We start from the raw sequence: 23,968 nt of genomic DNA, 5'->3' as shown, positions 1-23,968 counted from the left end.
ACAGATTAAAACACCGTCCATGCAGAAGCTGATACTCATCCGACATGCCAAAACCGAGCCCTATGCCGAAACCGGTACGGATGAATCTCGCAAGCTGACGGAGCGTGGTCATGAAGATGCTCAGGCGATCAGCATCCAGCTGAAATCCATGGGCCTGACGCCGGATTATGTGCTGGTGTCCACCGCACGCCGCACGCGCGAGACATTTGCAGAAATCCAGAAAGTCTTCGGTCAGCTTCCCCATGCGTTCAGCGATATGCTCTATCTGGCAGAGCCGGAAGAAATCGCGTCCTGCCTGGAAAACATTCCCGATCATGCCTGTGTGGCGGTGGTCGGCCATAACCCGGGCATTCACGATCTGGCGCTACGCCTGACAGAGTTTGGCGGGTTCAAAAACTCTGGCGCCGCCCAGCAGCTACGCGTCAAATTCCCGACAGCCTCTGTGGCGGTCTTCACCGCCAAAGAAGACGACCCGTTCAACGTCTATAACTTTGAACTCTCCGAATTCTTCAATCCGAAATCACTGACAGACGCTTAGCAGTCCGCCGCCTCAAAGTTGCGCTGCATGATATAAGTGCGCTCTGAGATTGGCTGCCCCCAGCGCTGATAGCCCTCATTCACAGGGTCGGACCAGTACTGCACAAAGCGCTCCATACCGGTGACCTGATCGCCCAGATAGGTGCGGATATGGTCTGCATCGACAATGCCCCAATAGTCCTTCACATCGACACGGCAGCTTGTGTAAGCGCGGGCATCCGCCTCCATCAGGTCTGACATCACATCGATATAATCGACATCAATCCCCTGCCCTTCCAGATGCGCACGCATTTGCGTTGTACCGGACGAGTGCATTGAGAAGTCGAAATTATAGCCCATCTGCGCAGTCACAATAGCGAACTGGTTCGGCTCTGCATCGTCTTCCAGCCAGCCATACCAGCGCCCGAACGGGATCATGGTGATGCCGTGAATGCCGATATGGGCTGTGCGGTGGATATAGACTTCATCCAGACCCGGCAGGATGACCATCGCGCAGGCGGACATGCACGGCCCCGCAATGATGGCAGGCTCGCCGCGATTATCCAGAATGGTGCTCATGCCCCGCGCAGTGACGACATTACCGCCCGGGCTTGTGATGACAATTCGGCTGGCAGGACCAAGATCATTCAGCTTCAGAAACTCTTCCGGAAAGATCGCAGAGTTGTAGCAGATGACATCTGTATCCGGCAGAAAGTCAACGCCTTCCTGCTCCATGCACGCCTCAACGAGCGCATCAATTTCAGGGTCCGGCGTTGCCCAGTCATCCTGAGCGGAAGCCGCTAAACCCGACAGGGACAGACAGATTGCAGCAGTCATAGACGCGATGAATTTCATTTGAGCTCCGAAGGGGCAAAACCTGAGTGGAATAGCCCCTAGTAAAGAGCGCTGCGGCCCGTCTGTCACCCTTTGATTGCAGCCGGACGCACACGCAGAATCTGAATGACAGATCCCACGAAAAAGAGTAATTGAAGCGACCTCATTTTGTTGGACTCAGACCTAGTTGATCCCGACCCTTATTCGCCGCGCAACTGCGGCAGACGCAAGCGCCATTCTTGATCTTGAAACGCGCTTTCCGGTCGCTGACCGTATCTCACGACAAAGCCTTTTACGCATGCTGCGGAGCGATAGCTGCGACTGTATCGTGGCCCAGCGGCGCACCGTGCTGGGCGCCGCTATCGTGCTGTATCGTGAGGGCCAGAGCGCGGCGCGCCTTTACTCTATCGCGGTCCATCAGACGGCCATGGGCACGGGCATTGGCCGCGCTTTGATCGATGCGGTGATTGATGCAGCGAGCGAGCGCGACTGCGACCGCGTACGCCTTGAAGTACGGGCCTCAAACGAGTCCGCCATCGCGCTTTATTCACGCGCAGGGTTCGTCCCGTTCGACCGCAAGGTCGCTTATTATGAAGATGGTGAGGATGCCGTTCGCATGGAACGCTTTCTGACCTCCAGACAGGAACAGAAAGCATGAGTGACTGGCTCATCCTCGTTGAGTCCCTCAGCGATATTGGACAGGCTGAAACCCCGCATAAGGTCATGCGGATTTCAGACTATCTGACCAATCCGAAACTCTTCACGGCACGTCGCCCGTATGTGCTGAACCTTGCCCGCTCTTATGGCTATCAGTCAGAGGGCTATTACGCATCCTTGCTGGCCGAGGCGCGTGGGCACCGTGTCAGCCCGACCATCCTCACCATGAAAGAGCTTTCGCAGAAAAGCCTCTACGCGCATGCTTTGCCGGAGCTGAACGCACGCCTGCAGGAAGCGCGCGTAAAAGGCGCCGAGCCTGTCGATACGCTGTTCATCGCGTTTTCCCGTACACCGGACAAAGCATATGAGCGCCTTGCCCGTGAAGTGTCTGACTGGTTCCGCTCACCTGCGCTGGAAATCGAACTCGAGAAGAAAGCGCCGTTCCACATCGCCCGCATCCGGCCTGTGCCTCCGCACAAGCTGAAGGATGAGCGACGCGCCTTTTTCCTGAAGGCAATGGAGACCTATACCGCTGGCCGCGTCAAAGCAGAGAAATCCCGTACGCCCGCGAAATGGTCGCTCGCCATTCTGATGGATGACAAGGAAAAGACACCGCCATCCTCACACGCCTCCATGAAGCGGTTTGCCAGCGTGGCAGACAAGATGGGCATTGAAGTCGAGATTATTGATCCGACGGATCTGCCAAGCCTCTCCGAATTCGACGCCCTGTTCATTCGCGCAACGACGAGCATCGACAACTACACTTATCGGTTCGCCCGCCGCGCCGAGCAGGAAGGCATGCCCGTTATCGATGATACGACCAGCATGATCCGCTGCACCAACAAGGTGTATCTGAAGGAAATCCTCGAGAATGCCGGCCTGCCTATTCCGCCGACCGAAATTCTGGACGAAAAGACAGACCTTGCAGGCGTCATGGCGCGTCTCGGCTCGCCTGTCATTCTGAAGACGCCGGACGGCTCATTCGGCGCGAATATGGTGAAGGCCAAAACGCTGGACGAACTGAAAGCCGGTGCAAAAAAGATGTTCGAGGAAACCGCCCTCGTGATCGCGCAATCCTTTGTGCCGACGACCTATGACTGGCGCGTGGGCGTGCTCGGTGGTGAGCCAATCTATGCCTGTCAGTATGAAATGGCGCGTGGCCACTGGCAGATCGTCAAGCATGGCAAAGACGGCAAAATGACGGAAGGCGGGCACAAAACCTTCGCCATAGAAGACGTGCCTGCGAATGTCGTGGACGTCGCCGTGAAGGCGGCGCGTCTCATTGGCGACGGGCTGTATGGCGTGGACCTGAAAGATACAGGAAACGGCGTCGTCGTGATCGAGATCAACGACAATCCAAGCATGGATTTTGATGTGGAAGGTCAGGTTCTGAAAGACGAACTCTGGCGCAAAATCCTGACCTGGTTCTCGAACCGTCTGGAACAGCGTCTGGGGTTTTAATCGCGGCGACTAATCCTCGCCGCGCCGCCATGCCTCACGCTCTTTAACCCGGTCGCTATCGCCCGTCATTTCGAAATAGAGAAACGCGACCGTGAAAGGCCACATCGAAATCGCCCAACTTCTTTTTTCGTTACTTGACTGAGCTGTGCCGACCCTGTTCAACCTGTCGCCCGGCGGCACCCACGGGTGGTTTTGAAACGGCATGATCCTGATATTGAACGTCTTAAAGAGCGGGTCACCGGGACCAAAATTCTGGTCCGTAGAAATGGTCCGACATGCAATGTAATAGAAGATCATGAACCCAATCAGGCAAAACCGAACGGCATGATCGACATCTTCAGGCACGTCACCAAACATAGACCAGACGATCGGAGCGGCCAGAGCGAAAGTGAAAAGCCCAAACGCACTCAGAATGAAGTAGTCCTTCTTCATGCGCCCCATGCGATACCAAAGGTACATCGGGAAATAGAGCACCATCACGCCCGGAAAAGCGATCGAAGGCGAGTCAAAAGCGTTCCAAGACGTGGCAGTTGCCATGAGCAGCAAGCCACATGGGATCATCGCAATGCCCAGAAGAATACAAAAAGCATGGTGCATGTTATGGAGTCTAATGTTGAGGCTCCATAACGCAAGCTAAACCGCTCTCAGAACACTCATAATGCAGCCACGTGGCAGGCCGTTATCGCCAACCGTCGCCTGATAGACGTCCTCGAACGGTTCACATTTTTGCCAGCCATCGGGCTCTTCAGCGACGCCCACCTGCGACACAAGCTCAAAGCCCGGAAGCGAAGTGAGCGCGGGCCATGTGTCCGGCCCGTATTCCAGATAGGCCGCCCAGCGACCGGTCGAATCTTTGATCTTGCGGGTCGCACCGACGCCGCCCGGAACCGTCAGACAAAGAAGTCCGCCCGGCTTCAGCGCTTTACGGAAGGCGGCGAGCGCATCACGGTCTGCATCGGCAGAGCGATCCGGAAGGTCATCCAGCTCTGTCGGGCGATCAAACGCCGTATCTGCGCGGTCTGATGGCGCATCAAAGCCGATATGCTCCAGCGTGGAGATACAGGTAATCGCGTCAAACGGGTCAGCGGAGAAATCCATCTGGCGCACATCGCCGATATGGACAGGGATTTCCAGAATGCGGTCACGCCAGCCTTCCGGATAGCGCGACTGGACGCGCTCTGGCCGGATAATATCTGCCGCTTCGATCTTGCCGCCCTTCTCGAGGAAGCCCATCAACAGGCCGAGATAATCAGGGTGCGACATGGCAAGGCCGATATCCAGAACACGTGTCGCTTTGGCGAGCGTTTCGGCAGCCCATGGCGTCTCAACGCAGCGCTCGGTCTCGCCCTTGCCATAGGTTTTCGTGAGGTCGAACTCAGCGCCGTTCAGAATATCGAGTGAAAATTCGAGAGTTGGGGAGGTGTAAGACATCGTTCCTACCTTCTTGCCCGGCCGAGCTGCTCAGGAAAGTCCACCTTCGAGCAACCCAACTTAATACCGGCCGATACGCCTGACTTCCCAGCGCAATTCGACCCCGCTTGTTTCGAGAACCCGTGCGCGGACAAGTTCGCCCAGCGCTTCGAGATCACTGGCGCGAGCATCGCCCGTATTGATTAAGAAATTGCAGTGCTTTTCCGAGACCTGCGCTCCGCCAACGCGAAGCCCGCGGCAGCCTGCGGCATCGATCAGCTTCCAGGCAGAACGCTGGTCTGGCGTGCCCGGCGGATCTGGATTCGCAAAGGTGGAACCTGAAGTCTTATCCTTAATGGGCTGGGTCTCTGCACGACGTGCCTGATGGGCTTCAATCTCTGCCTTGAGCGTTTCAGGGTCGCCGACATCGTCGCCGCTCAGAAGCGCGCCGGTGACAATGAGGTCTGTTGGAAAATCAGTGTGGCGATAGCTGAACCCGACCTTCGGATAGCCATAGTCGACCAGCTCGCCCTGAAAGACATGCTTCTCACCCTTACGGTCGATCACCTCGACCTGATTAAGAACGTCTTTGAGCTCCTTGCCATAACAGCCCGCATTGGTGCGCATTGCCCCGCCAATGGAGCCTGGAATGCCGGACAGGAAGGAGAGGCCCGCAATGCCGGATTTCGCCGCAAACCGCGCAACCGAGAGATCAAGCGAACCGGACCGCGCAAACAGTGTCGTTGCGTTCATCTGCTCGATCTGGCCCCAATAGCCACCGGCCAGACGGATCACTACGCCTTCAACACCGCCATCGCGAATGATGATGTTAGAACCCACACCCAGCGTCGTCACCGGCACGTCTTCCGGCAGCTGTTTCAGAAAGTCAGACAGATCGTCTTCGTCCGCCGGGATAAAGAACAGGTCTGCCGGTCCGCCGACGCGGAACCATGTGTAGGGCGCAAGCGGTGCGTTCTCGATCAGCTTGCCGCGAACGGTGAATTGGTCGGCTTTAAGCTCCACTAGTCCAGAGCCCCCAGCTTCTCAGCCAGCTTAGCAGCATGGGCCGTGATATCACCTGCGCCAAGGCAAACAATCATATCACCTGGCTCGACCATACTTTTCAGCGTTGCAGGCAGAGCATCAATGTCTTCAATCGCCTGCGTCTGGCGGTGACCGTGCACGAGAAGGCTTTTGGAAAGCGCTTCATGGTCAATCCCTTCAATCGGGCTTTCACCGGCCGGATAGACAGGCGTGATGATCACGGAGTCAGCCTCGTTGAAGCATGTGCTGAACTCTTCAAAATGCGTTTTGAGACGGGAGTAACGGTGAGGCTGGGCCACAGCGATGACGCGCTTATCGCCCTGCATGTCGCGCGCCGCTCTCAGGACCGCTTCAATCTCGACCGGGTGATGGCCATAATCATCAATGATGGTGACACCATTCCACTCGCCCACCTTGGTGAAGCGACGTTTTACACCGCCAAAACGGGAAAGAGAAGAGCGAATGCCATCAGCTTCAGCGCCCAGCTCCAGCGCGACAGCAATCGCCGCCAACGCATTCAGAACGTTATGGCGGCCAGCCATCGGCAGCAGCATGTCTGAAATCGTATGAGCATTCCCGATACGCGAGCGGATCGCCAGATCGAAATGAACGCCGTCAGCGTCGGTACGCAGGTTCAGTGCGCGGATGTCTGCCTGCGGGTTAAAGCCATATGTGATCCGCCGACGGTCTGAGACGCGCGCAGCCAGCGACTGGACTTCAGGATGATCGGTACAGAGGACCGCAAAGCCGTAAAACGGGATATTCTCAACAAAAGTATCAAAGGCGGCGCGGAGCTTATCCATATCGCCATAATGGTCCATGTGCTCCGGATCGATATTGGTGACGATAGCAATGGTGGAACGCAGCTTGGTAAAGGTGCCGTCGCTCTCGTCCGCCTCAACGACCATCCAGTCGCCCGCGCCGAGCTTGGCGTTGGAGCCATAGGCATTGATTACGCCGCCATTGATAACGGTCGGGTCGATGCCCGCACCATCCAGAAGTGCTGAAACCATTGAGGTTGTTGTCGTCTTGCCGTGCGTACCCGCAATCGCGACCGTCCATTTCAGGCGGATAAGCTCAGCCAGCATGTCTGCGCGGCGCACGACGGGAATGGCCATGGCGCGCGCTGTATCGACTTCCGGGTTGCCGGACTTAATGGCGGTAGAAATCACGACCGCCCCTGCCCCGCGTACATTTTCCGGCTTGTGACCGATATGCACAGTCGCGCCGAGCGCGCTGAGGCGTTCAACATTGGCGTTAGAGCGAATATCCGAGCCCTGCACCTCGTATCCGAGGTTCAGCATGACTTCTGCGATGCCCGACATGCCGATGCCGCCAATACCGACAAAATGCACAGGGCCGAGTTCAAAAGGAGATGGGTTACGCATAGAAAGCCAAGCCAATCAGACAGATGTGTTCAGAGTTTGGCTTGATAGACCAGCTTTCACGATTCCGAAATGGCGGAGTTCAAATCACTTACAAGCTTGCCCATTGCTATAGGTACAAGCCAGACGGCGACTGTCGGCAGCAAGCTCCAGCATATCTCTGGCGAGATCTGATCCAGCTGGAAGATTGTCCGCTACATACGCTTCTGACACGCGGGAAAACTGCAGGCACCCTTCAGCGCTTCTCAGATCACAAGCGGTCGACAGATACCGCATAATTGTTCGTACGCTCTGAACGTCGCCAGCGCCATGTGTCGCCGCAAAGCCGGCCGCATCCAGGCAGTAAGTCGCATCAGCCAAAGCGAGGTCTTCGGGACACGACAGATCATTGGCGAGCATTGCGATTTCCGGGTTTACCGATCCGCCGCGATTGGTGATCATCAGGTCGGCGAGCTGGCGGCAGGACAAGGCATCAACAAGATCACAGCCCATAACGAAGGCCTGACGGGCACGCTGAAGGTTCACCGAGCCGTACGAACCGTCCATCCAGTTATATCCGTTCAGAGCGCACGAATCTGCATCACCGTTTTCACAAGCCGTGTAATACGCGTCTGCGGCAGTTGCCGTGTTGGTGGCCAAGCCCGGTGCTGCGCGCGCCAGACGGCTACACGCATTGGTATAACCGCTTTGACAAATATCTGTGGCGTGCCGACGGAAGGCTTCAGGGTCACCGTCATGTTGGGCACTGTCCGGTTCAACACGAAAACCGGTTGTGCCGTTCTCATAGTAGTCGAGCACAGCACCACACATGAGCTGATAGCCGCTCTCTGTTCCCTGTATGCAGCCTGTCTTCAGCGCATTGAGCGCTTCGGTCGTTTGTCCATTCTCAAAGGAGGACAGCGCATAATCAAAATAGGAGTCGGGCGCCGACTGGGCTGCAGCAATGCCGCTCAATTGAACAAATGCAGTTGTTGCAGCGATTGTCAGGGTTCGGATCAAGAATGACATCTGGCAGCTCCCGGAAATACGTAAATTCCTTTGCTCACCCTACGCTGGCTTGATTGAAGGCCAATCCCCCGAACAGGTGAGAAGATTAAATATTGTTCATTGTCTTCATGCCCCGGTGACATATCATTGCAGTTTTCCCTCGGCGTGGCATGAAGATGCGCACTGTGGGTTAGAAGCGGAATATCGGGGGCGATATTCCAAGGATTGGGAAAAATATGATCAGAACTTTCGGCGCTGTGGTGGCGTCTCTCCTCATAACGGGGACGGCAGCTGGACAGGGCATCCAGCAAACCGTCGGTAACTTTGAAGACCGCTTCCGTCAGCTCGACGAAGTTCTTCCAACTCCAAACGTCTATCGTAACGCTTCCGGTGCACCGGGCCACCAATACTGGCAGCAGGAAGCCGATTATGACATTGACGTGGTTCTGGACGAAGAGGCGCGCCGCCTCACCGCGACCCAGACCGTCACATATTACAACAACTCCCCGGACACGCTGAACTTCCTCTGGCTTCAGCTCGACCAGAACATTTTCCGCTCTGACTCGATCGCGAATGTCGCTCAGGATTTCGGTGGCGCAGGCCGTCGTGGACCAGCTGTATCCGCAGGTGGACTGGACGACCCGACACGCCTTTCAATGGGCGAGCTGCGTCGTCAGCAAGCAATGGCTGATAACGAGTACGGCTATCAGATCAATTCTGTAACCGATACACGCGGCAACGCGCTGCCATACACAATCGTCGGCACGCTGATGCGCATCGACCTGCCGCGCGCACTGCGTCCGGATCAGTCAACGGCATTTGAAATCGACTTCGCATTCAACATTGTTGAAGAAGACGCTGTGTCTGCTCGTTCAGGCTATGAGCACTTCCCTGACGACGAGCGCGAAGGTGGTAATGACATCTTCCTGATCGCGCAGTGGTTCCCGCGCATGGTCGCCTACTCGGACTTCGAAGGCTGGCACAACAAGGAATTCCTTGGCCGCGGCGAGTTCACACTGGAATTTGGTGACTATGACGTCGCCATCACGGTTCCTAACGACCACATCGTGTCCGCGACAGGCGAGCTACAGAACCCGAACCAGGTTCTGACACCTGTTCAACGCGAACGTCTGCGTGAAGCCCGTACGGCTGAACGTCCGGTATTCGTCGTTACGCCTGAAGAAGCACTCGCAAACGAGAGCTCAAACCCGACAGGTAACGTCACATGGCGCTTTAGCGCCGAGAATGTGCGTGACTTCGCATGGGCATCGTCGCGTAAATTCGCATGGGATGCGCAAGGCCACCCACAGCCGGGCGCAGAGCATGACGTTGTCATGGCGATGTCTTTCTACCCGAAAGAAGGCGGCGAGCTCTGGGAACTGTATTCAACAGCGTCCGTCATCCACACAATGGATGTCTATTCTCGCATGTCGTTCGACTATCCATACCCGACAGCACAGTCAGTAAACGGTCCTGTTGGCGGCATGGAATACCCGATGATCACTTTCAACGGGCCACGCACAACACTGCAGGATGATGGCACACGCACATGGACACGCGCAGAGAAGGAATTCCTGATTGGCGTTGTGATCCACGAAATCGGCCACATCTACTTCCCTATGGTCGTCAACTCTGACGAGCGCCAGTGGACATGGATGGATGAAGGTCTGAACTCTTTCCTCGACAGCGTCGCAGGCTATGAGTGGGACCCGAGCATGGAGTGGAACCGCTCTCTGCCGCGCGATCTGACAAGCTATATGACGTCATCTAATCAGGTGCCGATCATGACGCAGTCAGACTCTATTCTGAATCTCGGTGCTAACTCTTACGGCAAGCCGTCCGCAGCGCTTCACATTCTGCGTGACACGATCCTTGGCCGTGAGCTGTTCGACTTCGCATTCCGTGAGTATGCGCGTCGCTGGCAGTTCCGTCGTCCGACACCATCCGATTTCTTCCGCACTATGGAAGAAGCGTCCGGCGTTGATCTCGACTGGTTCTGGCGCGGCTGGTTCTACACGACCGATCACGTCGATATCTCTCTCGACATGGTCTACCAGCTCCGCATCGACACAGAAAATCCTGACATCGACTTCGCCCGTCGTGAGCAGGAAAATGCGGACAAGCCGACGCCAATCGGTGTTCAGCTGAACCAAGAAGAAGGCCTGGAGCTCTGGGTCGATCGCTTCCCTGACGTTCGTGACTTCTACGACGACAACTCCATCTACACGGTCACAAACCGTGAGCGCAACCAGTACAATTCATGGCTCGAAGGCCTTGAGGACTGGGAGCGCACAGCGTTCGAACGCGCTGTTGAAGAAGACAAGAACTACTATGTTCTCGAGTTCTCCAACGTAGGCGGGCTCGTTATGCCAATCATTCTCGGTCTCGAGTTTGCTGACGGCACAGAAGAGCGCATGTACATCCCTGCTGAAATCTGGCGTCGTAACGTACACAACGTACGTAAGCTGCTGGTCTTCGACCGTGATCAGGAACTAGTTCAGGTGACTGTCGACCCTCAGTGGGAAACTGCTGACGCTGACATCACAAACAACAGCTTCCCGCGCCAGATCATGCCATCCCGCATCGAAGCTTACAGCCCGAGCCGTGGCTTCAACTTCGAACGTCGCGACATCATGCACGACATCACGACCGAGCTTGATACTGACGACGAGGAAGAAGGCGGAGAAACAGAAGCCGAAGCAGCAACAGCTGAGTAAGCGCTTCCCAAATCATCCAGAAAACGCCGGGCCATGTGTCCGGCGTTTTTTGCTTCTGGTGCATTTAGGCCTTCCTTAACCGGCCAGCGCGACCTTCTTCGCGAAGGAGAAGACACATGTCTCAAAGGCAGGTTCAGGCGCGAAACAAGCACAGAGCGCGTGTCGCAAACGACAGCGACGCAGCATCTCCGCAAGAACTCGTTCTTATGCCGGGCACGGATCTTCGCGACGCACTGAGTGTGCTCAGAAAGCACGCCGTACGCGGAAAATAGTGCAAAACTCGTTTTAATCCCTCGTTTACCATAAGCTTTGGATGACTCGCTTCTTTCCAATGTGTTAAAAATTTTAACACTTGGAGATTGAATCGTGTCGACAACCACCCTCTGGCAACAAGATTTGGCAGATCTTTGCCCCTGGATTGAGGAATTCCTCGATGCCGGAGAATTGTCGTCATTCGATCGGACGATGATGGCGTCACGCCGTCGACGCGCCAGCATTGAACGCGCCGAATATGGCAGTGAGTTCTGGAACCGCTGGGCAACCCGCATGATGCAATTGCGCTTTGAAAATCAGGGCAATGAACTCATCGACTTTGCCTGCACCACCAACTGGGAACGCCATACCTTCGACGAACGCCTCGATCTTGCCGGCTGCCTGTTTCCCGGAAGTGTACACGCAGACGATATCAGCCTGCTTGCCGGCGGCTATTTCAGCGCCTGCGAGGTGTTTGGCGATTTCAACATGCGCAATGCCTATATCGCCGAAGACGGCGTCTGGCTCGATCAGATGAAGATATACGGCGCGTTGCGCCTGCGTAGTTCACAGATCGATGGCCGTCTGGAAATACGGAACTCCGTCATCGCCCGCGCGACAGACCTGTCCGAACTTCTTGCTCAGAATGAAATCTGGGCCACAGGCTGCCGCTTTATGGAAAAGGTGACAGCGGAATACGCACGTTTTGCAAGCAATGTTAGCTTCAACGCATCCCGCTTCAGTGAAGGCGCGGATTTCTCATCCTGCGTCTTCGAAGACGTGGTCAGCTTTCAGAAATCTCGCTTCGAGGGCCCGGCCTCATTTGAAGGCTGTATCTTTGAAGACAAGCTCTGGCTCACCAATGCCTTCTTCAACCAGGAAGCGCGAATGGGTGAAGCGCGGTTTCGCTGCGAAATCAATCTTGACGGAGTGACGTTTGGTGCACCACATGCAGCGAATGAAAACCGTTTCCTTGAAGACTTCACAGCCCGCTCAGGCCAACGCTCGCTCTGACCAAATGACTGCTTTCATGCGCATTGCCTTCACAGCACTCGCTTGTCTCATGATTGCTGTTACGTCGGCCATGTCTGCTGACGCGCACCCGCGCAAGGAAGCCGAGACAGAGATAAGCTACAACGAGAATGCCAACCGCGTTGAAATCATTCACCGCTACCGCATCCATGATTCTGAGAGCACGCTGCACCGTGTTCACGGAGACACCTCGCTCTCCATCATGACGGACCCGCGCGCGCAGGCTCTGTTTGGCGAATATGTCGAGAGCCGCTTCTCTATTTCACACAACGGCCAAGCTCTGCCGCTCGAACTGGTTGGCGGCGAAATTGAAGATGGCTTTGTCTGGATCTATCAGACCACGCCGGAAATGCCCGCAGACGGCCTGTATGTCATGCGTTCCAACGAGCTGATGGATGTGCATCAGGATCAGACGAACATTGTGCATGTCCGCCTGCATGGCCTGAATGAGACTCTGATCTTTACGCGCTCGACACCGTGGGCGACCTTCCGCCTCGACGGATCAGATACCTACTAGGCTTTACCGACCACCTCTTCAGCGAGATCGGCGAGATCACTAGACGCGTTAAAGCGGCCAACAGACTTCGCGGCCTCCGCGCGGGCAGCAAGCCCTGCCCCGTCTCTCAGACGCTCTGTAAGCAGGTCTGTGACCCGTTCAGGCGTGAACTCACCTTCCGACAGCACATCGGCTCCGCCTGCGTCACGAAGTGTTTCTGCATTGCCGGTCTGGTGATCATCCATGGCAATCGCCAGAGGGATGAGCAGGCTCGGGCGGCCTACGACTGCAAGCTCGGTCACACTTGAGGCGCCAGAGCGCGACATCACCATATGCGATCCGCTTAAGAGTTCCGGCATATTGGAGAAGAACGGCGCCAGCTCGCTATTTACGCCCGCTTCGGCGTAGAGGGCGCGCACGGCCTCAATCTGCTCTTCACGCACTTGCTGAACGATCTTCAACCGGCTGCGAATATCGTCTGGCAACGCACACACGGCAGCAGGAATAACCTCGCCGAACAGCCGCGCGCCCTGACTTCCCCCGATGACTAGAAGCTGGAGCGGCGCATCGCTGCCCGCTGCAGGATATGGCTCGTCACGTACGGCGAGGATTGGCCCGCGAACCGGATTACCGACCACGCGCTTATTCTTCTCTGCGGCCTTTGGCAGACGATCCAGCCGGTCAAACCCGCAGGCGACGACCTTAGCCGTCTTCGCGAAAACACGGTTCACACGGCCAAGCACCGCATTCTGTTCGTGGATGATGATCGGTACACCTTCGCGGCTAGCCGCTGCGAGAGCCGGAAAGGCTGGATAGCCACCAAAGCCTGCCACGAGGCTTGCCTGCTCGGTTTTGAGTTTGGCTTGTGCCTCTTTGATGCCGGCGAGGATTTTAAGGCCGGAAGCAATCAGCTTGTCCGGTCGTTTGCTGGCGAACGTCGCCGCCTTCACATTGATGATCCAGTCAGCCGGAAAACCATCCGTGTAGCGCTGGCCGCGCTCATCGGTCATAAGCCCCACGCGCCAGCCACGCTGTTTCATTTCCGCAGCAAAGGCTGATGCCGGAAACATATGGCCACCAGTGCCTCCGGCTCCAATCACAACGAGTGGCGCATTTGACATGAGATACTCCTTCAGCCGTGTCTCTGGCCGAAACGGTTACTTAATTCCGGGGTGAAATTCAGCCCTTTTACGGGTCAACGCAAGGCCGAGGCCAAGTGTGAGCGCCGTGCCGATCATTGAGGACCCACCATAACTGATGAATGGCAGCGTCATTCCCTTGGTTGGCAGCATACCAACATTCACGCCCACATTGATGACGGCTTGCAGGCCGAACATGAAGAAGAGCGCCGTGCCTGCTGCACGCGGATATGGGTCAGCTCTGCGGGACGCTGCCATCACGCCGCGAAGCGCGATTACAGCGAAAATGATGAGCAAGCCAAGACAGGCGATATAGCCGAACTCCTCACCTGCGACCGAGTAGATGAAATCGGTATGCGGATCAGGAAGGTCCTCCTTGATACGTCCCTCGCCCGGGCCAACACCAAGCAAACCGCCTCGCGCAATGGCTTCATGCGCCTGATCAAGCTGATAGCTCGCCTCATTCGGATTGAGGAAACTCTGAATGCGGTACCGCACATGTTCGAACGAGAAATAAAGTCCGAGCCCTGTCAGCACACCGCCCACACCAAAGGCAGCAGCCCAGATCAGCGGCAGGCCGGACACGAAGAACGCAACGAGGAAGGCCGCCGTCAGAAGCGCCGTTTGTCCAACGTCAGGCTGAAGCAGCAGCAGGCCAACCGTCGGCGCAAACAGGAAGAAGGTCAGAACCTCCCACGGCACGGTCTTAAGGCGCTGACGCTGCGCCAGCAACCAAGAGGCCAGCACGATCAGCGCAGGCTTCACAAACTCGGAAGGCTGTATGGAGAAGCCTCCCAGACTGATCCAGCGTTGACTGCCTTTAACTTCGTGCCCGATCACCAAAAGCACTGCCATCAGCAGAAACGCACCGATGAATATCAGCAGGGCGAGACGCCGTGCCCAGCTCTCTGTCAGCATGGACGAGGCCAGCATGATGATAATCGCGCCAACGACGAACCCAGCGTGCCGAAACACGAAGTGGAAGGTGTTGTTGTAACCGATACGCTCTGCGGCTGTCGGCCCTGCAGCCAATGACAACAGCATACCGCAAGCCAGCAGAACCATGGCGCCAATGATGATGCCGTGATCCACCGTGCGCCACCATTCTGCCAACATGGATGTGTCAGAACGTGCGAGTGTCGTCATACCGTTGCCCGAAGTCTTTCAGTATCGCTCATCAGGCCATGGACGAGCTCTTTGAATTCATCGCCGCGCGCTTCGAAATCCTTGAACTGGTCAAAGCTGGCACAAGCTGGCGACAGAAGAACGATAGGGTCTTCATCACCTGAGTTCGCTGCATCATGCATGGCTTCGGCAACAGCGCGCTTGAGTGTGCCACAATTCATGTGCGGAACATCATCGCTCAGCTCGCGGGAAAACTGCTTCTGCGCCTCACCGATCAGGTAAGCTTTCGTGATGTGGCCATAGAACGGGCGGACATCCGCAAGGCCATCAGACTTGGCCACACCGCCGCCAATCCAGTAGACTTTCGGATAGCTTTTCAACGCCTGAACAGCCGCCTGACCATTCGTGGCTTTGGAATCGTTCACGAAGGTTACGCCGCCAACTTTGCCGACAACTTCCTGACGGTGCGCGAGGCCCGGAAAGGTCGCCATCGCCTCCATGATCACGGTCGCATCCACGCCCACACCGCGGCAGGCCGCATAAGCTGCAGCGGCATTCTGATGGTTGTGCGCGCCCGGCAGAGTTTGAATTTTGCTTAGGTCACCAATCATCATGGCGCGGCCGCTCTGGCTATCAAACAGACGACCATGGACAGCGCTTACACCGCGACCAAGCGCATAGGTGGAAGAGACGCCCACGCAGCGCTGGTGACGCTTGGCCGCCATTTTAGCCATCAGGATCTGCGTCGGCATGGTGTCCATACCGATGACGGCGAGATCTTTTTCTGACTGGTTATCGAAAATACGGGTCTTGGCGTTGATATAGCCCTGCATGCCTCCATGACGTTCCAGATGGTCCGGCGTCACATTGAGCAGCACCGCTACATCGCATTTCAGGCTTTCACACAGATCAAGCTGATAAGATGACAGCTCAAGCACATAGACGGCGTTCGCATGAAGCGGCGCCATGTCCAGAACGCCAATTCCGATATTGCCGCCGACGCGTACGTCCTTACCCGCCTTCTTAAGCACATGGCCGATGAGAGACGTTGTCGTGGACTTACCGTTCGTTCCGGTGACGCCGATGATCTTCGGACGTGAGTGTTCCGGCATGGCATTCACCGCGCGGGCAAACAATTCCATGTCTCCGATAACTTCAACGCCAACCATTCTGGCCATCTGAACCAGACGGTGCGGCTCCGGATAGCGGTATGGAATGCCCGGCGACAGAACCAGCGCAGAATACTGCTGCCAGTCGCGCTTATTGATATCTACAAGATCGAAGCCCTGCTCGGTCGCCCGCTCACGCGCAACCGGATTGTCATCCCATGCGTGAACCTTTGCACCGCCAGCCTGCAGCGCGCGCACGGTCGCAAGGCCTGTGCGGCCCAGACCGAATACGGCGACATACTGTCCTGCGAATTCACGAATAGGGATCACCTGATCAGACCTCTATCTCAGCTTGAGTGTCGCAAGGCCGATAAGGGCCAGAACTACGGATATGATCCAGAAGCGGATCACGACGGTGGATTCAGCCCAGCCCGCTTTTTCGAAGTGGTGGTGGATCGGCGCCATACGGAAAACGCGCTTACCGGTCAGCTTATAGCTGCCCACCTGTACGAATACGGAGAGAGCCTCCATGACGAAAATGCCGCCAACAATTGCAAGAACGATCTCGTGCTTGGTGCAGACAGCAACCGTGCCGACCATGCCGCCCAGCGCGAGTGAACCTGTATCGCCCATGAAGACTTTCGCAGGCGGCGCGTTGTACCAGAGGAAGCCGAGGCCTGAGCCAAACAGCGCACCGAACAGCACAGTCAGCTCAGACGTACCCGGCGTGTTGATCAGATAAAGATAATCGGCATAGCGCGGCGTTCCGCAGATATAAGCGATCAACGCGAACGTGCCGCCTGCAACCATGACCGGCACAATCGCAAGGCCATCAAGGCCATCCGTCAGGTTCACAGAGTTGGCTGCGCCCACAACAACAAACGCGCCGAAAATCGCAAAGCCATAGATCGTCAGATTGATCAGAACGTCTTTGAAGAACGGAATGGTCAGAGATGTCTCGAAGTTTTCAGGGATCAGCACAGGCAGCAGGTTCGCAGCTTCGCGTTCAAGTGCAGACTGGCCCGCAGCGATTGGCGCGTAACGGGCCACCCAGACCACCGCAACAATCGCAATCACAAACTCGGCGAAGAGACGCGCCTTGCCGGAAAGACCACCGGCATGGCCTTTGGTGACTTTCGTGAAGTCATCCAGGAAGCCAATCAGGCCGTAGCCGACCGTCACGAACAGTACGATCCAGATATATTCGTTAGATAAATCCGCCCAGAGAAGCGTGCCGACTGAAATGCCCATTAGAATTAGAAAGCCACCCATAGTTGGCGTGCCTTTTTTCGTCAGCAAATGACTTTCCGGACCATCTTCTCGGATTGGCTGGCCCTTTTTTTGACGCTTGCGCAGCCAGTTAATCATTGGCGCGCCCATAATGAGGCAGAGAATAAACGCCGTCGCAAAGGCAAGCCCTGTCCGGAAAGTGACGTAGTTCATCACGTTCATAAATGAGTAGTCTTCTGTATACATTGATAAAATTTCGTACAGCATTACTCTTCCCCGGCGCCCTTTGAGGTATCGTTATTCTGCGCGCTGAAGCGTCGAAGCGCTCCGGCTAATGTTCCCATTCCGGAAGCATTCGAGCCTTTGATCAAGAGCGCATCGCCATTTATTAACGACTTATTAACCATTTCATGGAGATCGCCGGCTTTCGATGCCCAGCTAACTTCCACCTTCCCGTCGAGCGCTTTTACAAGCGGCTTTATGCCTTGACCCGAGAGGAAAACCCGCGCTGGCTCACAGGCCAGAATTTCGGGTGCGAGGCCTGCATGAAGTGCGTCGGCATCTGGGCCAAGCTCTTTCATCTCACCAAGTGCAATTAGTTTGCGTTTCGCAGGACGCATTGCGAAACCGGCGAGCGCAGCGCGCATGCTTTCAGGGTTTGCATTGTAAGCGTCATCAACCATCAAGGCGCGGCCTTCACCCTCGAGGTTCAGCCATTCAGCATTACCCCGCCCTTCAGGTGGCGCATAGCCGTTCAGGGCTTTTGCCGCCTCAAGAACGCCAAGGCCGGAACAATTGGCCATGAGGAGAGCGGCAGCAACATTCTGCCCCCAATGCTCGCCCACGGCATCGACGGAGACATCTACCGTCTCGCCAAGCACTTCGAGGGTGAACCGTGAGGACACACCATCTGTCTCGTAATCCGTTACGAAGGCCTGACTACCTTCAGTGCCGAACGTCAGAATTTTAGCGTCCGGCGCATATTCAGCAGCTTTGCCGCGGAGGAATTCGTAGAAATTGTCCCCGAGTGGCAGGATCGCGTAGCCGCCCGACTCAAGGCCCGCGAAGATGGCAGACTTTTCCAGTGCAACAGCATCTTCAGAGCCCATGCCCTCAAGGTGAGCTGGTGCAATCTTGGTGATCAGTGCCGCATGCGGGCGAACCATTTCAGAGCGAGGTTCAATCTCGCCTGGCGTATTCATGCCAATCTCGAACACAGCGCGTGTCGTGTCCTGCGGCATACGCGCGAGCGTCAGTGGCACGCCCCAATGATTGTTGAAGGATTTGACGGACCAATGCGCAGGACCGAAAGCGCGGAAAATCTGCGCCAGCATTTCCTTCACGCTGGTTTTGCCAACTGACCCTGTAATCGCGCAGCAGAAAGCATCCGTGCGCGCACGCGCGGCCCGTCCCATGGCTTCAAGCGCTGTCAGCGTGTCATCTACCTGTAGCGCTGGCACATCTTCAATCGGACGTGACACCAGACACGCACCTGCACCCGCCTCATAGGCGTTAGGCACAAAGTCATGTCCGTCACGCACATCTTTCAGCGCAACGAACATGTCGCCTGGCTGGATGCTACGAGTATCAATGGACAGACCACAAATCGCCCAGCGGCCAACGGCCCGGCAACCCGTTGCTTTGGCAGCCTCTTCGGAGGTCCAGAGTGGCTTTGTCATGCGGCGCTCTCCAGAGCCTGAGCAGCTGTATCCTGATCCGAGAATGGAAGGACTTCAGCGCCAATAATCTGACCGGTCTCGTGTCCCTTGCCTGCGATAAGCAGCGTGTCGCCCGCTTTCAGTTGAGCAATACCGGCTTGAATGGCCGCAGCCCGGTCAGCGATCTCAGTCGCTTCGGGGCACGCCGTCATGATGGAGGAGCGAATAGACGCGGCGTCTTCAGTGCGCGGGTTATCGTCTGTCACGATGACGACGTCGGCATGCTTTGCAGCGATCTCGCCCATCATCGGACGTTTGTATGGATCGCGATCACCGCCGCAGCCAAATACCAGAATGAGACGACCGGCTGTGTGCGGACGTGCAGCGCGGAGAAGCACGTCAAGACCATCCGGCGTATGCGCATAGTCAACAAAAACTGCGCCTCCGCCAGACTTTTCGCCGACCAGCTCAAGGCGGCCTTTAACCGTCGTCAGCGTGGCCATAGCCTCGAACACCGCTTCCGGAGCGAGACCAAGACCAATCGCGAGACCTGCGGCTGTGAGCGCATTGAGCGCCTGAAACTCGCCAATCAAAGGCAGATGCACATCGTACGCATTGCCCTGATAGAGCACGTCCATCACCTGACCTGTCGCACGTGGGCTAAGCTCACGAATTTTCAGGTCTGCGCCACGCCAGCCAACAGAAAACAGGTTCAGACCTGCCTCACGCGCAGCGTCTTCGAACACAGGCGTTTCCGGGCTGTCAGCGTTTACAATCGCGAGCGCACCTACAGGCGCCAGCTGGGAGAACAAACGCAGCTTCGCAGAGCGGTAATCGTTGAAGTCCGCATGATAGTCGAGATGGTCCTGCGTTAGGTTCGTGAACGCAACGGCGGCCAGCTTCACCCCATCAAGGCGGTACTGAACGAGACCGTGAGAGGACGCCTCCATTGCGGCATGCGTCACGCCCTCACCTGCCAGCGTGTCCAGCGTTTCGTGGATCATCACCGGATCAGGCGTCGTATGGCCAAGATCGATATGACCGTTCGGACCAACCGCGCCAAGCGTGCCCATGCTTGCGGCTTTCATGCCTGCATGCGCCCAGATCTGGCGGAGAAAATCCACTGTGGAGCTTTTGCCATTCGTGCCGGTCACGGCGACGACATTCTCAGGCTGGCGCGGATAGAATTTCGCGCTTGCATATGCGAGCGCCTGACGCGGCTCCTCGGCAGTCACAAGCGCAGCGTCGCCTGTTTCCGCAGGCCCGCCACAGAGAATAGCCGCAGCGCCTTTCTCAAGCGCCATCGGAATAAACTCGCGGCCATCACGGGCAACACCCTGAAGAGCAGCAAAGACAAAGCCTTCCTCCACTTTGCGGGAATCGGCCGTCAGTCCTTTAACATCAGCGTCTGCTGAGATGTTCTGCCCCTCGAACAGATCCTTCAGCTTCACAGTGACCTCCTGTCTGCAATCATACGCACCGGCGGTCCAGACGGTCTGATGTCTTCGAAGTTCGGCATCACATCCAGAATCGGCGCGATGCGTTCAATCACATTTCCGACTGCCGGGGCAGACGCGAAAGCAGCAGAGATGGCCTGACCTGCCTCATTGGTAGGCTCATCCAGCACGATCAATACGACATAATTCGGGTCATCTGCGGGAAACACAGCGGAGAATGACGTCACATTCCGGTCGTCATCATATCCGCCAGCAGCAGGTTTTTCGGCAGTACCTGTCTTACCGGCAACGCGGTAGCCAACGACGTCAGCATTGCGGCCTGTGCCCTCAGTAACGGCTGTGCGCATCATCTCGACAACGACCTGCGCGGTTGGCGCAGACATAACGCGGCGCGGCTCACGAGGCGCGGCCAGCGGGTCACCTTCCATCAGAATGGTTGGCGCAAGATATTCGCCATCATTTGCGAAGGTCGCAAACGCAGAGGCAAACGACATCGGAGAGACTGCAATGCCATGACCGAAGCTCGCCGTCGCATAAGTCACTTCAGACCAATACTCGGGAAGAAGCGGCGCAGCCGAACCAAGTTCGACCGGAGAGGCATCGAACAGGCCAAGTGACTCAAGGAAGCGCACCTGACGCTCCGGCCCGATCCGGCCTGCCACCTGAACCGTACCGATATTGGAAGACTGGGCCAGAATGGTGGTCAGATCAGCACTGCGTGCATTGTGGAGCGGGTGATCGTCATGAATTGCGTCAGAGCCGATACGGATCGGATTGCGCACATCGAAGGTTTCGCGAAGCGTCACTTCGCCAAGGTCGATGCCGGCGGCAATCGTGAACGGCTTGAACACCGAGCCCAGCTCGTAAACGCCGGAGGATGCGCGGTTGAAACGCGCAACATCATCAGCATCCTGCGGACGGTTCGCGTCATACATCGGCCAGGACGCCATGGCGAGCACTTCACCCGTACGCGCGTCCAGCACGACGCCAGCGCCGCCCTCAGCATTTGTGCGAACGGCCGCCGCGCTCAGCTCGACTTCGAGACTATACTGAATACCAACATCAATGGTCAGCTGGAGCGGCTCGTCAGTGCTGGTAAGGCGATCATTCAGCGCATACTCGATGCCTGAAATCCCGTTGCCGTCGACATCGGTGAAACCGAGAATGTGAGATGCCAGGCTGCGCTGCGGGTAGAAACGGCGCGTCTCCTCGCGAAAGCCCAGCGCCTCAAAGCCAAGATCAAACACAGCCTGACGCTGGTTTGGCGTGAGACCTCGTTTCAGCCAGACGAAACGCCGGCCCTCATCAGAGAGGCGCGCGAGAATGGTGTCGTAATCAAGGTCTGGGAGGATGGACACGAGACCTGCTGCTACATCATGGGCATTCCAGATCGCGCTCGGATCGGCATAAAGCGAGTAAACAGAAACGGACGTCGCAAGACGCTCGCCATTGCGGTCAACAATCTCTGCGCGCCGCGTGCTGACAGCATCGCGAGACGAGCTGGCAACGCGCGTAGTGGCGCTATCACTTCCAGCTAACGCAACAACTGCGCCCTGCAAGCCAACGGCGCAAAACGCAAAGCAAAGGCCCGCAGCCACAAGCCGGGCACGGAGCGGAGATGTACGTTCGGCTTCGAACAGATTCTGGCTCATTCTTCGCTCTCCCAATCGGTGAGCGGACCGAAGAACGCATCAGCAGTTTCTATATCGATCATCTGACGGGATCGCGCAGGGCCCATGCCGAGGCGGCTGGACGCCAGCTCCGCAATACGCGCACGGCCTGTCAGCGTATCCATCTCCGCCTCAAGGAGCTCAATCTCACCTTCAAGCTGGGCAATTTCAGCATTCAGAGCGCGGATACGATCATTGCTCTCGCCTGCGCCGGATTTTGCCTGAAACATCCCGACGGCCAGGAAGCCCATCACAACGATACCAGTCAGAAGCACATAACGGTTCATCGGCAGACCTCACTCAGTGATGGCAGATCAACAGACAGATCGGTGTCAGCATCCCAGACCGGCGCTTCAGTGCGCACAGCGGAACGAAGGCGAGACGAACGCGCACGCGCATTCGCTTCAATCTCGGCGACGTCTGGCGCAGTTACGCGGCGAATCTTTTCAAACGTCGCGGCTGGCCCCTCAGATTGCACTACTGGCATAAAGCGCGAGCCACCTTCGGTTTTGCCGGACCGCTCAGCCATGAATGCTTTGACCATACGGTCTTCAAGAGAGTGGAAGGTCACAACGACGAGACGACCGCCTGGCTTGAGCGCGCGTTCGGCAGCTTCGAGCGCATTCGCCAACTCGACCAGCTCTTCATTCACGAACATGCGCAACGCCTGAAACGACTTTGTTGCCGGGTGGGTCTTCTTGCCACGACGACCCCCGACAGCCTTCTCGATGGCTTCTGCAAGTTGAAGCGTTGTCGTGAAGGCTTCGGCTTTGCGCGTCTCTACGATACGACGCGCAATGCGACGGGAGTCACGCTCCTCACCCAATTGGAAGATAATGTTAGCCAGAACAGCCTCTGGCGCTGAGTTCACCAGATCAGCCGCACTCGGTCCACTCTGGCTCATACGCATATCGAGCGGCCCATCGCGCATGAAGGAAAACCCGCGATCAGCCTCATCAAGCTGAAACGATGAGACACCCAGATCAACAACCACGCCATCGAGCTGCTCATGACCACAAGCACGAGCAACCTCGTCGAGCTCGCCGAAACGGCCACCCGCAAAACTAAAGCGATCAGGATAATCGGATTTGAGCGGTGCAGAGCGTGTTTCAGCATCCGGGTCACGATCCACGCCAATTACATGGCACTTAGCGCTTTCCAGAATGCGACGCGAGTAACCGCCCCCACCGAACGTGCCGTCGAGAAACACCTCGCCAGCCTTAGGCGCGAGGTGCTCAACAACGTGATCCAGCATGACAGGAATATGGCCCATTACGCGCCTCCCTGTCCGTCTTGGCCGAGGCTCTGATAAAACGGCACAGCCAGCGCATCAGGGTTCTGTGTCGCATGGGACGACATTTCCTGACGATAGGACGCAAAGCGCTCAGGATTCCAGATCTGGAAACGGTCCATCGCACCAACGAAGAGAAGCTCTTTCTCAATACCCGCCTCACGGAGCAGGTTTGCCGGAATATTCGCGCGGCCCGCCTGATCCATAGTGATTTCGCTGCCATTGGAGAAAATCGCCATGACGTTTGCGCGGCGGTTCACATCATTCGGGTGCAGGTTGGAGAAGATTTTACGGTAGCTCTGCATCAGATCCATGCCGCCGCCCTCAAGACAGCCGCCACCTTCAGCGATCGGATACAGGAAGAAACGGGATGCCCCTTCTAGAGCCGTGCGGAAGCTGCTCGGAACGAGAACTCGTCCGCGCCCATCAATGCTTCCTTCAACGGTCGATAAGAACATGACCAACCCACAGCCAACTACCTCACCCATTTTGGGGTGT

The 23,968-nt window shown here is 56.7% G+C and carries 23 protein-coding genes; 7 read left to right on the top strand and 16 right to left on the bottom strand.

The features are described 5' to 3' along the window. Nucleotides 1-19 precede the first annotated feature (19 nt). Nucleotides 20-538, top strand: a complete 519-nt coding sequence (locus tag G523_RS19750; RefSeq protein WP_022696127.1) for a SixA phosphatase family protein — start codon at nucleotides 20-22, stop codon at nucleotides 536-538. Here G523_RS19750 and G523_RS0116255 read toward each other — a convergent pair. Further along, nucleotides 535-1,371 (bottom strand): hypothetical protein, encoded by an 837-nt coding sequence (locus G523_RS0116255; protein ID WP_022696126.1) that lies wholly within the window; start codon nucleotides 1,369-1,371, stop codon nucleotides 535-537. The genes G523_RS19750 and G523_RS0116255 overlap by 4 nt on opposite strands. 166 nt (nucleotides 1,372-1,537) lie before the next feature. Here G523_RS0116255 and G523_RS0116250 point away from each other — a divergent pair, with 166 nt between their 5' ends. After that, nucleotides 1,538-2,008, top strand: coding sequence for a GNAT family N-acetyltransferase (locus tag G523_RS0116250; protein ID WP_022696125.1), 471 nt, complete (start codon nucleotides 1,538-1,540; stop codon nucleotides 2,006-2,008). Next, nucleotides 2,005-3,468, top strand: a complete 1,464-nt coding sequence (locus G523_RS0116245; RefSeq protein WP_022696124.1) for a RimK family protein — start codon at nucleotides 2,005-2,007, stop codon at nucleotides 3,466-3,468. Before G523_RS0116250 ends, G523_RS0116245 begins: the two co-directional genes overlap by 4 nt. 9 nt (nucleotides 3,469-3,477) lie before the next feature. On the opposite strand, the gene G523_RS0116240 is transcribed toward G523_RS0116245, so the two are convergent. The 5 genes from G523_RS0116240 to G523_RS0116220 form a co-directional block, all read right to left on the bottom strand. Next, nucleotides 3,478-4,065, bottom strand: a complete 588-nt coding sequence (locus G523_RS0116240) for a hypothetical protein (protein WP_022696123.1) — start codon at nucleotides 4,063-4,065, stop codon at nucleotides 3,478-3,480. Nucleotides 4,066-4,101: 36 nt separating this feature from the next. Further along, nucleotides 4,102-4,899 (bottom strand): class I SAM-dependent methyltransferase, encoded by a 798-nt coding sequence (locus tag G523_RS0116235; RefSeq protein WP_022696122.1) that lies wholly within the window; start codon nucleotides 4,897-4,899, stop codon nucleotides 4,102-4,104. Between the two features lie 60 nt (nucleotides 4,900-4,959). Next, nucleotides 4,960-5,901, bottom strand: coding sequence for a UDP-N-acetylmuramate dehydrogenase (gene murB / locus G523_RS0116230; protein WP_022696121.1), 942 nt, complete (start codon nucleotides 5,899-5,901; stop codon nucleotides 4,960-4,962). After that, a complete protein-coding gene (gene murC / locus G523_RS0116225; RefSeq protein WP_022696120.1) occupies nucleotides 5,901-7,310 on the bottom strand; it encodes a UDP-N-acetylmuramate--L-alanine ligase in 1,410 nt (469 codons plus the stop codon). The genes murB and murC overlap by 1 nt, the downstream gene beginning before the upstream one ends. 84 nt (nucleotides 7,311-7,394) lie before the next feature. Continuing rightward, nucleotides 7,395-8,315, bottom strand: a complete 921-nt coding sequence (locus G523_RS0116220) for a hypothetical protein (RefSeq protein WP_022696119.1) — start codon at nucleotides 8,313-8,315, stop codon at nucleotides 7,395-7,397. A gap of 215 nt (nucleotides 8,316-8,530) precedes the next feature. Here G523_RS0116220 and G523_RS0116215 point away from each other — a divergent pair, with 215 nt between their 5' ends. The 4 genes from G523_RS0116215 to G523_RS0116200 all read left to right on the top strand — a co-directional run bounded on the left by G523_RS0116215 (nucleotide 8,531) and on the right by G523_RS0116200 (nucleotide 12,812). After that, nucleotides 8,531-11,011, top strand: a complete 2,481-nt coding sequence (locus G523_RS0116215; protein ID WP_022696118.1) for a M1 family metallopeptidase — start codon at nucleotides 8,531-8,533, stop codon at nucleotides 11,009-11,011. Nucleotides 11,012-11,127: 116 nt separating this feature from the next. Next, nucleotides 11,128-11,283, top strand: coding sequence for a hypothetical protein (locus G523_RS21065; RefSeq protein ID WP_155802860.1), 156 nt, complete (start codon nucleotides 11,128-11,130; stop codon nucleotides 11,281-11,283). Nucleotides 11,284-11,377: 94 nt separating this feature from the next. Then, entirely contained in the window at nucleotides 11,378-12,277 is a 900-nt protein-coding gene (locus G523_RS0116205) for a pentapeptide repeat-containing protein (protein ID WP_155802858.1), read from the top strand. 4 nt (nucleotides 12,278-12,281) lie between these two features. Next, nucleotides 12,282-12,812 (top strand): DUF6702 family protein, encoded by a 531-nt coding sequence (locus tag G523_RS0116200; RefSeq protein WP_022696116.1) that lies wholly within the window; start codon nucleotides 12,282-12,284, stop codon nucleotides 12,810-12,812. On the opposite strand, the gene murG is transcribed toward G523_RS0116200, so the two are convergent. Genes murG through G523_RS0116150 form a run of 10 tightly spaced genes read right to left on the bottom strand, consistent with a single transcriptional unit; the run spans nucleotide 12,809 to nucleotide 23,928 of the window. Continuing rightward, nucleotides 12,809-13,912, bottom strand: coding sequence for an undecaprenyldiphospho-muramoylpentapeptide beta-N-acetylglucosaminyltransferase (murG, locus tag G523_RS0116195; protein WP_022696115.1), 1,104 nt, complete (start codon nucleotides 13,910-13,912; stop codon nucleotides 12,809-12,811). The two genes, G523_RS0116200 and murG, sit on opposite strands and share 4 nt — an antisense overlap. Before the next feature lie 36 nt (nucleotides 13,913-13,948). Continuing rightward, entirely contained in the window at nucleotides 13,949-15,076 is a 1,128-nt protein-coding gene (locus tag G523_RS0116190; RefSeq protein WP_022696114.1) for an FtsW/RodA/SpoVE family cell cycle protein, read from the bottom strand. Next, entirely contained in the window at nucleotides 15,073-16,494 is a 1,422-nt protein-coding gene (murD, locus tag G523_RS0116185) for a UDP-N-acetylmuramoyl-L-alanine--D-glutamate ligase (protein ID WP_022696113.1), read from the bottom strand. The genes G523_RS0116190 and murD overlap by 4 nt, the downstream gene beginning before the upstream one ends. Before the next feature lie 12 nt (nucleotides 16,495-16,506). Then, on the bottom strand, nucleotides 16,507-17,661 hold the full coding sequence (gene mraY / locus G523_RS0116180; protein WP_022696112.1) for a phospho-N-acetylmuramoyl-pentapeptide-transferase: 1,155 nt from the start codon (nucleotides 17,659-17,661) through the stop codon (nucleotides 16,507-16,509). Next, a complete protein-coding gene (locus G523_RS0116175) occupies nucleotides 17,661-19,073 on the bottom strand; it encodes a UDP-N-acetylmuramoyl-tripeptide--D-alanyl-D-alanine ligase (protein ID WP_022696111.1) in 1,413 nt (470 codons plus the stop codon). Before G523_RS0116175 ends, mraY begins: the two co-directional genes overlap by 1 nt. Beyond that, nucleotides 19,070-20,503 (bottom strand): UDP-N-acetylmuramoyl-L-alanyl-D-glutamate--2,6-diaminopimelate ligase, encoded by a 1,434-nt coding sequence (locus G523_RS0116170; RefSeq protein WP_022696110.1) that lies wholly within the window; start codon nucleotides 20,501-20,503, stop codon nucleotides 19,070-19,072. The genes G523_RS0116175 and G523_RS0116170 overlap by 4 nt, the downstream gene beginning before the upstream one ends. After that, nucleotides 20,500-22,161: a peptidoglycan D,D-transpeptidase FtsI family protein gene (locus G523_RS0116165; RefSeq protein ID WP_022696109.1), complete on the bottom strand. Its 1,662-nt coding sequence runs from the start codon at nucleotides 22,159-22,161 to the stop codon at nucleotides 20,500-20,502. Before G523_RS0116165 ends, G523_RS0116170 begins: the two co-directional genes overlap by 4 nt. Next, nucleotides 22,158-22,466: a cell division protein FtsL gene (ftsL, locus tag G523_RS0116160; protein ID WP_022696108.1), complete on the bottom strand. Its 309-nt coding sequence runs from the start codon at nucleotides 22,464-22,466 to the stop codon at nucleotides 22,158-22,160. Before ftsL ends, G523_RS0116165 begins: the two co-directional genes overlap by 4 nt. Next, a complete protein-coding gene (gene rsmH / locus G523_RS0116155; RefSeq protein WP_022696107.1) occupies nucleotides 22,463-23,452 on the bottom strand; it encodes a 16S rRNA (cytosine(1402)-N(4))-methyltransferase RsmH in 990 nt (329 codons plus the stop codon). The genes ftsL and rsmH overlap by 4 nt, the downstream gene beginning before the upstream one ends. Further along, nucleotides 23,452-23,928 carry a division/cell wall cluster transcriptional repressor MraZ gene (locus G523_RS0116150; protein ID WP_022696106.1) on the bottom strand — a complete coding sequence of 159 codons (477 nt, stop codon included), beginning with the start codon at nucleotides 23,926-23,928 and terminating at the stop codon, nucleotides 23,452-23,454. Before G523_RS0116150 ends, rsmH begins: the two co-directional genes overlap by 1 nt. Nucleotides 23,929-23,968 lie beyond the last annotated feature (40 nt).

This window comes from Ponticaulis koreensis DSM 19734 (assembly GCF_000420665.1).
Classification (GTDB): Bacteria; Pseudomonadota; Alphaproteobacteria; order Caulobacterales; family Hyphomonadaceae; genus Ponticaulis; species Ponticaulis koreensis.
The sequence above is the reverse complement of the archived record's forward strand: the minus strand, read 5'-3'. Positions and strand labels throughout refer to the sequence as shown.

Bases quoted from the DNA above. Each gene is read 5' to 3' on its own strand.
- G523_RS0116245 (WP_022696124.1), top strand. From the start codon at position 2,005: ATGAGTGACTGGCTCATCCTCGTTGAGTCCCTCAGCGATATTGGACAG.
- murG (WP_022696115.1), bottom strand. From the start codon at position 13,912: ATGTCAAATGCGCCACTCGTTGTGATTGGAGCCGGAGGCACTGGTGGC.
- G523_RS0116235 (WP_022696122.1), bottom strand. From the start codon at position 4,899: ATGTCTTACACCTCCCCAACTCTCGAATTTTCACTCGATATTCTGAAC.
- G523_RS0116255 (WP_022696126.1), bottom strand. From the start codon at position 1,371: ATGAAATTCATCGCGTCTATGACTGCTGCAATCTGTCTGTCCCTGTCG.
- G523_RS0116200 (WP_022696116.1), top strand. From the start codon at position 12,282: ATGACTGCTTTCATGCGCATTGCCTTCACAGCACTCGCTTGTCTCATG.
- G523_RS0116240 (WP_022696123.1), bottom strand. From the start codon at position 4,065: ATGCACCATGCTTTTTGTATTCTTCTGGGCATTGCGATGATCCCATGT.
- ftsL (WP_022696108.1), bottom strand. From the start codon at position 22,466: ATGAACCGTTATGTGCTTCTGACTGGTATCGTTGTGATGGGCTTCCTG.
- G523_RS0116175 (WP_022696111.1), bottom strand. From the start codon at position 19,073: ATGACAAAGCCACTCTGGACCTCCGAAGAGGCTGCCAAAGCAACGGGT.
- G523_RS19750 (WP_022696127.1), top strand. From the start codon at position 20: ATGCAGAAGCTGATACTCATCCGACATGCCAAAACCGAGCCCTATGCC.
- G523_RS0116150 (WP_022696106.1), bottom strand. From the start codon at position 23,928: ATGTTCTTATCGACCGTTGAAGGAAGCATTGATGGGCGCGGACGAGTT.
- G523_RS21065 (WP_155802860.1), top strand. From the start codon at position 11,128: ATGTCTCAAAGGCAGGTTCAGGCGCGAAACAAGCACAGAGCGCGTGTC.
- rsmH (WP_022696107.1), bottom strand. From the start codon at position 23,452: ATGGGCCATATTCCTGTCATGCTGGATCACGTTGTTGAGCACCTCGCG.
- G523_RS0116190 (WP_022696114.1), bottom strand. From the start codon at position 15,076: ATGACGACACTCGCACGTTCTGACACATCCATGTTGGCAGAATGGTGG.
- G523_RS0116215 (WP_022696118.1), top strand. From the start codon at position 8,531: ATGATCAGAACTTTCGGCGCTGTGGTGGCGTCTCTCCTCATAACGGGG.
- mraY (WP_022696112.1), bottom strand. From the start codon at position 17,661: ATGCTGTACGAAATTTTATCAATGTATACAGAAGACTACTCATTTATG.
- G523_RS0116165 (WP_022696109.1), bottom strand. From the start codon at position 22,161: ATGAGCCAGAATCTGTTCGAAGCCGAACGTACATCTCCGCTCCGTGCC.
- G523_RS0116220 (WP_022696119.1), bottom strand. From the start codon at position 8,315: ATGTCATTCTTGATCCGAACCCTGACAATCGCTGCAACAACTGCATTT.
- murC (WP_022696120.1), bottom strand. From the start codon at position 7,310: ATGCGTAACCCATCTCCTTTTGAACTCGGCCCTGTGCATTTTGTCGGT.